Origin of the sequence: Brevibacillus sp. 1238, assembly GCF_029892995.1 — a bacterium.
GTDB lineage: Bacteria > Bacillota > Bacilli > Brevibacillales > Brevibacillaceae > Brevibacillus > Brevibacillus parabrevis.
Window position 1 is genome coordinate 244,742 of the sequence record NZ_JARXWC010000007.1, and the last position, 13,364, is coordinate 258,105.

The 13,364-nt window shown below is 53.7% G+C and carries 7 protein-coding genes; all 7 read left to right on the forward strand.

Annotated elements, in window-relative coordinates:
- The first annotated feature begins 77 nt into the window (after positions 1–77).
- From M2298_RS18120 to M2298_RS18150, 7 genes are read left to right on the forward strand one after another with little or no spacing between them, the layout of a single operon-like run.
- Positions 78–1,871, forward strand: coding sequence for a vWA domain-containing protein (locus M2298_RS18120; RefSeq protein WP_122962410.1), 1,794 nt, complete (start codon positions 78–80; stop codon positions 1,869–1,871).
- Positions 1,872–1,884: 13 nt separating this feature from the next.
- Positions 1,885–5,268, forward strand: coding sequence for a tubulin-like doman-containing protein (locus M2298_RS18125; RefSeq protein ID WP_173597285.1), 3,384 nt, complete (start codon positions 1,885–1,887; stop codon positions 5,266–5,268).
- Between the two features lie 13 nt (positions 5,269–5,281).
- Complete coding sequence (locus tag M2298_RS18130) at positions 5,282–7,630, forward strand: hypothetical protein (RefSeq protein WP_280648827.1); 2,349 nt, start codon at positions 5,282–5,284, stop codon at positions 7,628–7,630.
- Positions 7,627–8,904 (forward strand): vWA domain-containing protein, encoded by a 1,278-nt coding sequence (locus M2298_RS18135; protein WP_242773625.1) that lies wholly within the window; start codon positions 7,627–7,629, stop codon positions 8,902–8,904. The genes M2298_RS18130 and M2298_RS18135 overlap by 4 nt, the downstream gene beginning before the upstream one ends.
- 17 nt (positions 8,905–8,921) lie before the next feature.
- Entirely contained in the window at positions 8,922–9,557 is a 636-nt protein-coding gene (locus M2298_RS18140) for a beta-mannanase (protein ID WP_122962414.1), read from the forward strand.
- Between the two features lie 12 nt (positions 9,558–9,569).
- Positions 9,570–10,835 (forward strand): TRAFAC clade GTPase domain-containing protein, encoded by a 1,266-nt coding sequence (locus M2298_RS18145; protein WP_122962415.1) that lies wholly within the window; start codon positions 9,570–9,572, stop codon positions 10,833–10,835.
- On the forward strand, positions 10,835–13,342 hold the full coding sequence (locus M2298_RS18150) for a GAP1-N2 domain-containing protein (RefSeq protein WP_173600086.1): 2,508 nt from the start codon (positions 10,835–10,837) through the stop codon (positions 13,340–13,342). The genes M2298_RS18145 and M2298_RS18150 overlap by 1 nt, the downstream gene beginning before the upstream one ends.
- Positions 13,343–13,364 lie beyond the last annotated feature (22 nt).

Here is a 13,364-nt window from a genome sequence, read left to right on the forward strand (position 1 = left end):
TCAATCTAGTGGTAATAGTGTCACAGTCTTTCTTCGTTTGCAATAGTGCTTAAATTCTGTATGCAAGAGGGGTTCCCATGAAAAAGTTACGTTTTGGCATGTGGTATCGATACGCGCTGTGTCTCATGTTTCTGTTTGTCACAGTCATCTGGAGCGCTCATCCCGGCTACGCGCAAACCGTCGGAAACAACATGGACGCTGTACTGGTCGTCGATGTCAGCAATTCGATGACACAAAGCGACAAAAACAAGGTAAGCAATGAAGCAATGAAAATGTTCGTCGACATGACGTCCATTCAGGCGAACAAAATCGGTGTCGTTTCGTATACCGACAAAATCGAGCGTGAAAAAGCGCTGATTCAAGTTAATTCCGAGGAAGACAAGAAGGACATCAAAGCGTTCATCGACAGTCTGCAAAAAGGAGCGTACACCGATATTTCCGTAGGAGTGACGGAGGCGGTGAAAATTCTCGATGCAGGGCATGATCCGGCAAATGCGCCGATCATTGTCTTGCTGGCGGACGGCAACAACTTTTTGAACAAGGCTTCTGGCAGGACGCAGTCCCAATCGGATCAGGAGCTGCAAGAGGCAGTGAAAGCGGCAAAAGCGAAGGGCTATCCGATTTACACCATCGGGCTGAATGCGGATGGACAGCTCAACCGGACGACCTTGCAGCAAATTGCTACAGAGACGAATGGTAAATTTTTCGAAACAAGCACAGCGGACAAGCTCCCGCAAATATTGAGTGAAATTTTTGCCAATCATTTGAAGCTGAAAGTCGTTCCGGTGAAAAGTTTCACGGCGAACGGCCAAACCCAGGAAGTCCCGATTTCCATTCCAAACGCAAGCGTCATGGAAGCAAACATTTCCATCATGTCTGGAAAAGCAGTAGAAGTGAAGCTGTTCGATCCAAGCGGCAAACAAGTGCCGATCCCGTCTAATGAAGTGCGTTTGTCCAAGTCGAACGCGTACACCATGCTCAAGCTGGTGAAGCCGCAGCAGGGAGACTGGAAGCTGCAAGTAAAAGGCGTGCCAAAGGAAAAAATCGACATCAACCTGATCTTCAACTACGACTTGCAGCTTGCGGCGGAGCCAATCAAGGCAACCAGCTTCAAGGCAGGGGATGTTGTTCCGATCAAGGCAGCACTGGAGTCCAACGGTCAAAAGCTTGCCAGCCCGGATTTGTACAAGCCGATGAAGGCTACGTTGATCGTGACGGACAAGACAGATAACAAGACGAGCGAGCAGGCTTTGCAGAACACGGGAAGCGGGTTTGAAGGAAGCTTCACCATTCCGGCCGACCATTCGTACGAACTGAAAATCAAGGCGGAAGACAGCAGTTTTTATCGCGAGACGAAGCCGATTGCGATTGATGCAGCAAAGACAGGCACGGGAGCAACGACACAGCAGCCGACTACGACCAGCCCAGCCGCTGAGTCGAAACCATTTCCGTGGCTGACCGTACTAGGAGGTGCAGGGGTTCTTCTCCTGCTGGTTGGCGGCGGCTTGTACGCCTGGGCAATCTGGCGCAAGGCCAACAAAGGCTTCGCGGGACAGATCGCCATCGAGATCGTGGACGAGGATACCGGAGAGAAATCCAGTCCGCAGTACAAAAAACTGAGCGCGTTTAAAGGAAAAGTGAAGCTGCACCAACTGCTGCAACTCGCACCGGAGTTTGCAGAGACTGACAAAGTCATCTTTTTGCCCGGAAAAAATGACACGCTGATCATCGAAAATCGCTCCACCTGCCGGATCGAAAAGGCAGGGCGCGTGCTCGACGTCAGCCGGGGCAAGGAACTGAAGAAGAACGACCGCATCAAAATTTCATTAACGAATGTCAACAAGTCCGTTTTTGTAGACTACATCGTCTAGGAGTGGATCAAACATGAAAGCAGTAGTGAGAGAGCATATCCAACAATTGGACGTATCGCTTGGCGGCGGTATCGTCAGTGACAAAATACGTGTAGACACCATCGACAACCCGATGCTCGTCATCGGTCTGGGTGGTACAGGCATCGATGCGCTGCTGCGCTTGAAGTACCAGGTGAACAGACGCTTCAAGCTGCCGGTAGACGCGCTTTCGAAAAAGCGCAAGGAGAAGCCGGACAATATCGAATTTATCGCGTTTGAGACGAACGAGCACGACCGCAACAAAAAGTACAAAGGCATCGGGCTCGATCCGGTGACCGAGTTTGTGCTTTTGTCCAACCCGGAAATCGGCGGCGTGCTGCAAAACCGCAGCATTCTGGAGCCGTACATCACGGACTGGCTCTCGCCGGAGCTGACGATTACGGACGGGATCAGCGGTGCGTCCGGTGTGCGCCAGGCAGGACGACTGCTGCTGTTCACGAAAATCACGCAAGTCGTGCAAACGATCGAGAAAAAAATCAAAATGCTTTGCGAGGGCACGAACAAAAAGCTGACGGTCTTCCTGTTGAGCGGTCTGTCCGGCGGAACGGGCAGCGGCTGTTTCCTCGATATCGCCTACATCGTGCGCGGGATTTTGGAGCGGGATTTCGGCAGTGCGGGAGTGGACAAGGTCAACACGCTCGGCTATCTGTTTACGCCGGACGTCAACCTGTCGAACAAAAGCCTTAGCTCGCACACGCGCGACTACATCATGAAAAACGGCTACGCGGCTCTGAAAGAGCTTGATTACTGGATGAATGCGGACGAGCGCCAGGAGCGTTTCCGTCAGCAATACGGCAGTGTCCTGACCGTCCAGTCGCCGATGCCGCCGTTCAACCTGTGCCACTTGATTTCGGCGACCAACCTTGAGGGCAAAGCGCTGGAAAACGCCTACGATTACTGCATGAACGTCACCGCCGAGAACATTACGAACTTCATGGCGAGCGAAGAAAAGCGCTCAGGCGAAGAATTTGCGATTCACGACTACATCAGCAACATCCGTACGAACATCAACCAGATGCCAAAATCGTACGCGGCCAACTACCAATACAACGTCATCGGCGCTTCCTCCGCTGTTTTGCCGATTGAGGAAATGACGACGTATCTCGCATACCGCCTGTTCAAAAAGATGGAGAAAATGTTCCAGGTCGCTCCGACGCAAGAGGATGCGGAGAAATTCGCCCGCAAGCTCGGCATTGATATCGATTCGATTTCCCGCAAATTCGAAGAGCGGGTGCCGGAGCCGTTGCCAGGCTATGAGAACAGCGAACGGCTGAACTACAGCAACGTCATTTCGCAGCAAGTCGTGAGCATCGATCATGAGCTGGAACAAGGCTACCTGGCAAAAGCGCGGGAAGCGTACATCAAATGCAAAAAGCAGACGCCTGGCGAAATGATCGGCGTGTTCGGAGAAATGATTACCCGTGTTTTCCTGCATCCGCAGCAAGGGCCGTTTTACGCGTCCCGCCTGATTCATTCGGACAAAGGCTTTTGCCTGATGAAAATGATCCTCTCTTACGTGGAGAGCCTGAAAGCGACGCTGGAAAGCTACCCGCGGGAGATTGAGGGGGCGCGCGAGAACGCCAACGAAAAGCTCGGCGATGCGAGAAGCGCCTTTATCTCCAAGGAGAAAAAGAAAAACAGCTACATCGAAGCGAAAATTAACGAGTACCAGCTTTTGGCCGATCAGGAGAAGCTGGAGCAAATGATCGAGTTTTACGAAGAGCTGCACCGTTTGCTGAATGCGGAAAACAATCGCATTTACAACGTGTTCACAGAGATTTTGAACGCGCTCAACCTGATTTTTGAGCAAAACGGAGACATTTTGATCAACGGCGGGGAAGAGAGTGACCGCACAGGCAACAAAACGTACTACTGGAACATCGTCAGTGTGCCGGACATTGCCAAAGTAGTCGGGAACATTTTGGAGCAAAAGGATGCGGAGGACCTGATCCGCGACTTCACGAGCGAGCTGCTCCGCCATTCCGACAAGTGGGTCAAAGAACAGGAGCTGGATATCGTCAGCTCGATCTCGGAGTTCCTCTCGGAGAAATTCGGCGAGCTGATTACGAAGTCGATGGAAGAGTTCCTCGTGATCAAATACGGGCAGGACGAGACGCTTGACCGCATCGTGGAGCGCAAAATCGCCAGCAAGCTGGACGAAGAGGCGATTCCGGTCTTCCACCTGAGCAACAATCTCGGCAACATGCACTTCCCTTCCTGGGGCTTCGTCTCTGTTCCGTTGAAAGCACCGTCGATCTTGAAAGGAATCCGCAACTACCAGGACACAGCCATCAGCGGTTCGCGGTTCACGGTAAAAGAAAGCGAAGTCAAAAACCGGATTTTCTGGCTGAATACGAAAAACGGCGTTCCGCTGTTTGCCTACACGCCGCTGAAAGTGTACGAAGAAAGCTATGAGCGCACGATTCTCGACCGGGAAGGCATTGGCCGCCACCTCGTGCAGACCGAAAAGAACAACTGGGCGTACCTCCCGTCGCCAATCCCGGAAAAATCGTGGGGAGACACTTATCAAAACGACCGGATCAGAGCCTACAACGCCAAAGTGCGGGAACTGTTTGCCCGCGGACTGCGCTACGGCAGCATCCGGGAAAAAGGCGACGACAGCAAGACGAGCAACCGCTATGAGTGCGTCGTGACCAAACCGTTCTCCGTCGCCGCTTTTCTGGACAAGCATCAGGGAGGCAACGCCAAGCTGAGTCCCGGCGAGATCAAGCGAGCATTGGCTGAGCTGAAAGGCTTCATGAGAGACGGCCTTCCGGCAGAAACGGTGCGGGATATTTTCGGCAGCATCAACGAAGAGCTGGCGAAGGAAAACTTGATTCGCTCGCCGCAACTGATTCGCCTGCTGGAAGAAGAAGACCGCAAATACGCGGAAATCGAAGCGAAAATCCAGGAGCTGGAGCAAATCGTCAACGCCATCCAGGGCGAGGAAGAGATTTTGACCCGCTATATCGAGGCGCTCTACACAGGCACGATTTGCAAGCGCGGAGCCTTGTACGTCTACGACAAGGACGAAGAAGAGGAAGCGTGGGACCCGTTCGTCAACTTGATGAAGGTGAACAAGCACGTGGAATTTGCCATCTATGAAAAATTCCGTGCACTCGACCACAAAAGCATGGCGACCCTCCAGCGCAAAGCGACAAAGCGCAGCGACGCGTTTGTGACGGCAGAAAATACCGAGCAGTTGCTGAATAAGCTGGACGAGATTGCAACGGCGTTCCAGGCTGTGAAAAACGATCTGGAGTACGACCGCGACGAGTATGTGAATGGCGAAGAGATGTACCAGTTCTACAAAAAAGTTTGGGCAAAAGTAAACGACATGCGCAAAACGCTGCAATAAGCAAGGAGGAAGCATGAGGGATTTGATTAACGAGTTCGCGACCCAATACGTGGAAGATTTGCAAAGACAGCTGGATAGCGGGTACGGACAGCGGAGCATTCAAAACCCCGTGCTGTTCCTCTTCGTCGGGGACAAGTGCGTGGAGGCGCTGCGAGCTGTCTGTGCGAGCAATGAGCGTGACTGGCAGAACAGCCGCGGCGTTTTCTACGTCCATGCTTATCAGGAGCAGACGTGGGAGCACCCGCAAGTGCTTGGTTGTCGTTTGCCCAAAGCCGATGTCGACAAAAAGACGATGCGTTCCTCCGTTCACGAACGCTTTTTGCAAGACGAAGCAGGGAAGGTAGAGCTGAACAAGCTCATGAAGCTGGCGAGCGTGCGCGTTGCCGAGATGGGCAAGCTGTTTTCGGCCTTTCAGCAAGTAAATATCGCTGTCGTGACCCGGGCCGATGATCCCGCTGCCATTCTTTTGCCCGAGCTGACATTGCTTCTGAAAAGCTACTTGAATGAGCTGTTCAAAAACGTGTCTGCTGATCTGTATGTTTTGTTGCAAGAGCGAAACAACGGGGAGGCATACGGCTTTTCCTCGGCGCTCTCGGTCAGCTTTTTGGAAGAGCTGAACCATTATCAAAGCAGCGATTTCCGCTATCGGTCGCGTCTGCTTGTGACGGAAGATCTCGTCAAGCTGCCCGTCGAGCACGAGCGGGCGCCGTTGTTCTCGATTGCCTATCTGCTCAGTGACAAGACGGAGCAAGGCTTGTTTATCGAGGGCGGCATGCAGGAAAATTACGAGCTGGTCAGCAAGCTGGTGCTTTTGAACAACAAAAAGGCAGAACATGAGTTCAGCGAAGGCAACGAGGGCTACAGCAAGCTGCAATTCATTCGCAATATGGCAGGAGACGGCTCTGCGACCAGGTTTGCCACAGCAGGCTTGTCCAAAGTGAAGCGGCCGACGCATGCGATCGCGCTGACCGTGCTTGCGGCTGTGTTTGACCGCTATTGGGAGCAGTTGAGAGAGGGCGAGCTTGTGCCGAAAACAAAGGCGCGGGAAAAGCTGGGGCTGTCAGCGCATGAGCTGGAGCGCAAAATGGCGGCGATTTTGCCTGATCCACACGTGCTGGAGGAAATGTCGGGGCTGATGACGTCGGGGATCAGCTATGGGGAGCTGGCAGGCATGACGATGCGCGAAGCGGAGCTGGCGCTGTTCGACGGCAGCAGCCAAGCCTTTTTTGAAGCGAATATCGCTTCCGGCGCGAAGGCCAGGCTGGAGCGGATGCTTGTGCAAGAGCCTTTGGCGGATGTAATTCAGGATCAGGTCGTGGCAGATGAGCGCTTCGGCTTGTATGCCGCCTACCAACTGACAGCGGAACTGGCCAACGGAGCGAATTTGCAGGACGAGCTGCGAACGGGAATCAGGGAAGCTGCCCGTCAGGTAGAGTTGATCCGTGCCGAGCTGAACGAGATTTATCAGCAGCGGGTCGATCGCCAGGACATTCGGCTAGGCGGTTTTTTCACCCGGGACAAGGAGCGTGTTCGTACGTTTACGCGCCATCTGCTGCAAGTCGTCTATGACAAGAAGCTGGAACTGCTGGAATGGGAGCTTTTGCTCGCCATGCTGGTTGACTACGAGCGACAGGCAGAGGCGATTCACAGGCAGATCGGGGAACAGGTCGAGCAACTGGAAGGGTTGCAAAGGCAACTGCGCGAGATCGCCCAGGCAAGCGTTCGGGAAGCGACCGATTACTTGGGAAAAAACGTGGACGAGTATTACGAGTCGGTCGTCCGCGACACGATGCGCTCGCTGGAAGCGGCAAAAGGCAGCGGATTTTACATGGAGCAGCGCTACATCGGCAGTGGCGCTCTTTTGTTCCAAAACCGGATAGCCGGGCTGGTGGAGCGTTTGTGCCAGTTTTGCCGCAACGAGATTTTGACCCGCTCGCCGTTTGCCCTGTCTTTTGAAGCAGAGCTGCTTGCGCGGGCCAATGTGGGAGCTGCTTACGATAACCGGACAGTCCTGACCCGGGACGATTTGTTTTTGGACTTGTCGCAAGTGCTGGAACAGCGGGCAGCGGTTCATATCGAAGTGTTTCATTTCCTGCAAAAGCACCGTTACGAGGAAAAGTATTTGTTCGCGGATATTCACAACGACTTCGTCCAGTACGTGCTGCGTCAGGATGAAGGCAACAGAACCTACAAGCAAGGTTGCATCCACGAAGAGCAAAAAAGCGGGATAGAAAAAATGAACCTGATGGGTGGATTCGGCGTGGAGGATTTGATGTTTTACCGCAACAACAAGAAGTACCACTCCTCCTATGAGGAGAGCGGCTTTGTATTTGGCCGCGTGGGAGAGGAGGGAACGTCATGAGTCAGAGGAAGCTGAGCCTGCTCATGGTTGTTTGCAGTCTGGTGGGCGGCGTCATCGGTTTTTTTGTAGGAGAAGTCATTCTGGAGCGTCTGGCTGGCGAGATGGCGCACTGGCTGTTAATTGGACTTTATTTTGGTCAATATGCTTTTTTCGTAGGGTTGATGTGCCTGCTCGCAGAAATGATCTCGCCGCGTTTGAACGGATTGGGCTGGAAGCAGCGCTATCTGGGCTTTTCCTGGAAAATGCTCGTGCCGAGCACCTTTGTCATGGTAGGTGTCGTGGCGATGCTGCTCCAATTGCTGTACGGCTCGTCTTTTCAAGTATCGAGCGGAGCGAACAACATCGTCATGCTGCTTGATACGTCTGGCAGCATGCAGCAGTCTGACCCGGACAACCAGCTGTTCAAGGCTGCTGCGGACATGGTGCAAAAAATGGACAACGACATGAAGATTGCTGTCGTCACGTTTAACGATCAGACACAAGTGTTGCAGCCGCTCGTAGCACTGAGCAGCCAGGCAACCAAGGACGATGTCGTGCAAAAGCTGTTGAATTTTCCCCGCACAGATGGGGGAACGAGCATCGATCTGGCGTTGAAGGCGGGCCTTGACCAGCTTCTGGCGGCCCAGCAAGTCGAGAACAGCACGGTTGTGCTGATGTCGGACGGATACACCAGCCTGGATATTCCTGCTGCACTGGCTCCTTTCAAGCAGCATCAGGTGATCGTCCATACGGTCGGAATGAGCCAGATGGACGCGGACGGTACGCGTCTTTTGGAGCAAATTGCCGCTGAAACCGGGGGCCGTTATTTCAACGTCGAGCACGCTGACGAAATGACGGGCATCTTCGGCCAGATTTACGATATGAGCAGACAAGATCGCAATCTCGTTCTCGAACGGACGGGAGCAACCGCACAAAGCACAGTGTACGCGATTTTGCGCGTGGTCAGCTTGCTGATCATCGGCGGTTTGCTCGGCTTGGCTTTGGGACTGATTTTTGACAATCGTCATTTGGCGAAAAGCTTTATTATTGGCGGCGCGGTGTCCGGCCTGCTGGCGGGGCTTGTACTGGAAATGGGGCTGTCCTCGATTTACTTGCTGGATGTGGTGGTGCGCCTGATCGCCTGCGCCGTACTTGCCGTCATTTTGACGCTGTTTACGCTGTTCATACCGGCTGCGGCCAGTGGCGGCTCGTCTTTTCAACGGCGGAGAATGGCGACACAGCAAAGCCCGCGCGCTTTGGGAGCAAGAGGCGAGAGCAAGCGGTTTGATCTGTAAAGGGAGCATGATGAACGATGATCAATCGGGAGGAAACAACGGAAGCCTTGATCAAAAACGTCACGTGCCAGCAGCAGGGGAGTGACTTCGTGCTGAACTGGCATTGGGGGCAAGACGTCCCTTGCGTCTATGTGCACAAGTCTTTGTTCGGCGCGCCGTTTGATGTCAGCTTGATCGAAGCGCACGAATGGAAGCTGTACACGCGCGAGGAGTACAAGGTGCACAAAGGGCTGTGCGAAAAGGCGGATGGCATCGGCAGGTACACGTATCGCATCTTTCCTTGCCGCCTGGAAAACGGCAAGCCGATCCTGCTTGTTCCGCAAGGTGACGCTCATGTGATTCATGTCAGTACGGGGAAGGCAAAAATCTACTACTCATTCAAGCGCAGCGGCAGCTGGTTTCGCAAGCAGCAAGCCTTGCAAATCCGGATTTTTTCGGAGATACCGATTGCCAAAGACGTTTTGTGCTATGTGAAAAAGGAAGGCTCTCCACCTGCTCACAAGGATGACGGAATGCAGTACCCGTTTATTCGGGATTTGGCTCCAGGGGTTAATCTGCTGCCAGAAATCGAGGTCAGGAAAACGGACGTCATCCGCCTCTTTTTTACGGACGGGAAAAAATACGGGGAAATGTACGAACTGATTCCTGAATAGGAGGATGAAGCCATGCTGTCGTTTTTGAAAAACATGTTTGAGAAAAAGCCGCAAGTGAACGAGCGGTTGCCTTTTTACGATATCGTCTGCCCGTACTGCTTTGCCAAATACGGCCCTGAAGAGGTGGTGTTCCGGGCAACCCACTACCGTCAGGACGACGAGGACTACGCCCTGCAAGAGGACGAGATTCTCAATGCGTACCGGGACAAATTCGGTCTGGATGCCATCGACGAGCTGGAAGCGGTCATCGATCCGGAGTCGATTCCGCCGGAAAATCATCTGTATGTCGATCAGGTGCTTGTCGGTGTAACCGATCGGTACGGGATGGTTTCCAAGCGCAGACTGTGCCCCAAGTGCCACAATGAGCTGCCGATTACAGCGGGTAAAGCACCGAGCAACATCATCTCGATTGTCGGAGCTTCCCAGGTGGGCAAATCGGTTTATATGACGTCTCTGATCCATACGTTGCAAAACTCGACAGCGAACCGCTTCCAGGCTGCCTGCATGCCGCTCAATGCCCAAATCAGCCGGAAGTTCCGCGAAAACTATGAAGCGCCGCTGTTCGAGCGCGGCCAGCTTCTCGATTCCACGCAAAAAGAGAAGCGGCAGGAGCCGTTCATTTTTCAGTTCATTTTCAAGGACAGCCAGAAGGCGCCGTTGATTCTCGTCTTTTTCGACGTTGCCGGTGAAGGAATGGTCGATCGCGAGTATTTGGAGCTGTATGCCGCCCACGTGAAAAATTCGTCCGGCATCCTGTTTCTCGTCGATCCGTTGCAAATCAGGACGATTCGTGACCGCGTCATGCTCAGAGCCGGGGATGAACCGGGCGAGTTCACCGCGCGATACGACGAGCCGCGCGAGGTTGTCATCACCTTGTTTGAGAACTTCATTGGCTACCAGGAGCAAAGCAAGACGGATATTCCGACAGCTGTGGTGCTGACGAAAAGCGATATGCTGCATCTGATCAAGGAAGAGGACGGCGAGTATATCAAGTCCAACAGCAACGTGTTCCGCAATTTCGTGCATGAGGAATATTTGAACACGGCTGAGTTTGAGAACATCAACGGGGAAATCAGCCGTTTTATCGAGAAAGTGGATCGGCCGTTCAAAGACGCGCTGGAGGTCTACTTTACCAATACGGCCTACTTCGCTGTATCAGCGCTGGGCAGCAATCCGGTCAATCAAAAGGTGAGCGGTGTCGTGACACCAATCCGTGTGGACGAGCCGTTTATCTGGTTGATGCATCAGCTTGATTACATCGAGGGGAGGGAGCGGTAGTGAACCGTCAGCCCATTTTGCAGCAATACTACACACGCGGGCGACAGGGTGTTTTCCGTTCAAACGAAGGCTACGATACCGTGGCCAGGACGCCGGGGCTGGACAACCAATTTATCAAGAAGACACTGCACCCTTTTTGCGTATACGATGCGCCCAGACAGCTTCAGGAGCGGGGGGAGGGCGAGCTGTCTTCCTACCCGGAAGCACTCGTTTGCTTTCACGCAGAGTCGGGAGAGATGGTTCTGGGCAGAAGCGTGTTTGTCGGAGCTGATTTTACCGGCCAGCGAAATACGTTTTTCAGCCACAACTACGTCATTCCTGCCGCGCGACGGGACGAGTTTATTGCGAAGCCGGAGAAAGTTTTCGGGGTGCGCTCGTTCGCGAGCAGCCACGATGACGCGCACGGCAAAGACTTGCCTGCTGTAGACGATCTTCCAGGGCAGCCAGACTTGACGGTTGACCGGAAGCGGCTGCTTGGGCAGCTCGGGATTGACGAGCGGCTTTTCAAACAGTTGCTCTATGCCGTCATGACCTCGCTCACAGCGAAGAAAAAGGTGTTCATCAGTCTCGATGTCGACATCAGCGAAGCCGCAACCAGGGCAAGCCAACTGCTGGAAGTATTGTACAACTGCTTGCCTTACGAGCTGCGCAGACATTTTGGCTTTCTCACATACAGCAGCGAGCCGCAAAGCAAGAAGCATATTCACGTCATGTTCGTGGAAAAAGGCAGCATTCGCCCGGGCGGCGGACATAGCGACAAGGACTTTTTGTTTGATTTGGCGCTTGGACGGGTGCAAAACGTCGACTTGCAGGATGGCGGACACGAATATCTCGATTTTGCCTGGGAAAATGTGAATGAGCCGCAGGCGCTTGCCCAATTCCATGCGTTTTGCGAGGAAGTGCTTGCGGGGGCTGATCAGTCGCTGGCTTTGCAGTTGCGCACGTATTACGAGCTGTGTGCGCTCTACTTGATCGAAAAAGGACGGACGGCTGTCTATGAAAAAAATCGGGCAGGGGTATGGCAGGCGCTGGTGAGTTATTTGCGCCACCCTGGTCTTATGAAAAACAAGCGGCTGCATGATTTGCAACTGTTGCTGTTTCGCATCGAGGTAGAAGCGCTTGCCGAGAAGAAGCTGCCCGACGGCGAGACGATCCGGCAGATGATCGAATCAAGTGATGCGAGCAAGCAGGATCGTCTGCGCGTGGACATGGTTCGCTACTTGCTGAATGTGCTGATGCGAGCGCAAGCAGCGGGACAGCGCGGGCTTTTGTCGGACGTGTTCAAGCATCTGGCTGCCAGCCCTGAGCTGTTTGGCATGACGATGAAGACGATTTTCCAATCCGAGCCATTGATCAAGTCGCTGTTCGAACGGTATTTCAGCGAGCGGCTTGCGGCTGTGACGACGATGGACAGCATGCTGGGAGAAATCCGCTTTTGGGCGCAGATGGCCCCGGAAGCGATGCGCCATGCCTTTTTCGCGGCAGAGACGACCGAGAAGTTGCTTCGCTTGTTCGCGCGTGAAAAAAACAAGCTGGATACCGCAATAGCCATTCACCAGTTTTTCGATAACCTGGACGGCGCGCGAAACCTTGCTGATTCGTTGCTGGACGAGCTGGACAAGTCGCTTTTGAAGCTGATTGACCTGGAGAAGCTGTCGAGAGACGACTTTCAGAAGATGATCGCGCTCCTGGAGGAAAAGCCGCAAAGCTTCTTCGGCACGCTGGACGTAGCGAGCAGGCAAAAGCAGGAGATGCTCATGAATGTAGCCCAACTGCGGGAAACGAAGGGGGTTCTGCACCCGACCGAGTTTTTCCGCAAGTGGGAGCGAGAAGAGGTGAGAATCCAGCAGCGAATCATTCAAAACATGCTGGCTTCGCCACTCGATACGGAAGACTTCGCGCACGTGCCGCTCGTCTTTTACCATGAAGACCGCTTTGGCCAGGACGGCTTTCAGTTCACCGAGATGCTCGACTTTGTCCAAAAACACGGCGGGGAAGAAACGCTGTTCTCGTTTGTGCAATGGACGTTGGCACAGCGCCTGTTTTTCGAAGGCAAGCAGCTGTTGCCAGCCTATCGTCTTGCTCTCAGGCAGCTTTTTCTGGAAAACAAGGCTGAAAGACTGCGCAACAAAGAATGGCGCAAGCGCTGGTCCGCGTTACGTCATGCCGATTTTCGCAAACTGCTTGAAGAGGTGCGCAGCGAGACAGCCAATCCGTTAGCCAAGCTGTTTCGGCACAAAAAGCTGATGCTTTCCGCTGTCGTCGTCCTGATGGGGGCAGGCGCCGTGGCAGGGTACATGCTCTCGCAGCAGAAGCCGCTGACGGAGCCGGAGCTTCCGCAGGAAAAGCCGGTGACTGAGCAGCCCGTCCCGGATGTGGTCCAGGCCGAATACGTTCCTGCCTACCGACTCATGCTGGAGGAGCCGCATATTCAGCCCGTTCGACAAAAAACAGCAGAAAACGGAACGCAAGACCTAGAGAGTACGGATAAGCCGACGGCGCCATAGAGACATGCTGCCTGGCTGAACG

What these genes read in the sequence shown, in the direction of transcription:
- M2298_RS18135 (WP_242773625.1), top strand. Translation starts at nt 7,627, where the DNA reads ATGAGTCAGAGGAAGCTGAGCCTGCTCATGGTTGTTTGCAGTCTGGTG.
- M2298_RS18125 (WP_173597285.1), top strand. Translation starts at nt 1,885, where the DNA reads ATGAAAGCAGTAGTGAGAGAGCATATCCAACAATTGGACGTATCGCTT.
- M2298_RS18145 (WP_122962415.1), top strand. Translation starts at nt 9,570, where the DNA reads ATGCTGTCGTTTTTGAAAAACATGTTTGAGAAAAAGCCGCAAGTGAAC.
- M2298_RS18130 (WP_280648827.1), top strand. Translation starts at nt 5,282, where the DNA reads ATGAGGGATTTGATTAACGAGTTCGCGACCCAATACGTGGAAGATTTG.
- M2298_RS18120 (WP_122962410.1), top strand. Translation starts at nt 78, where the DNA reads ATGAAAAAGTTACGTTTTGGCATGTGGTATCGATACGCGCTGTGTCTC.
- M2298_RS18140 (WP_122962414.1), top strand. Translation starts at nt 8,922, where the DNA reads ATGATCAATCGGGAGGAAACAACGGAAGCCTTGATCAAAAACGTCACG.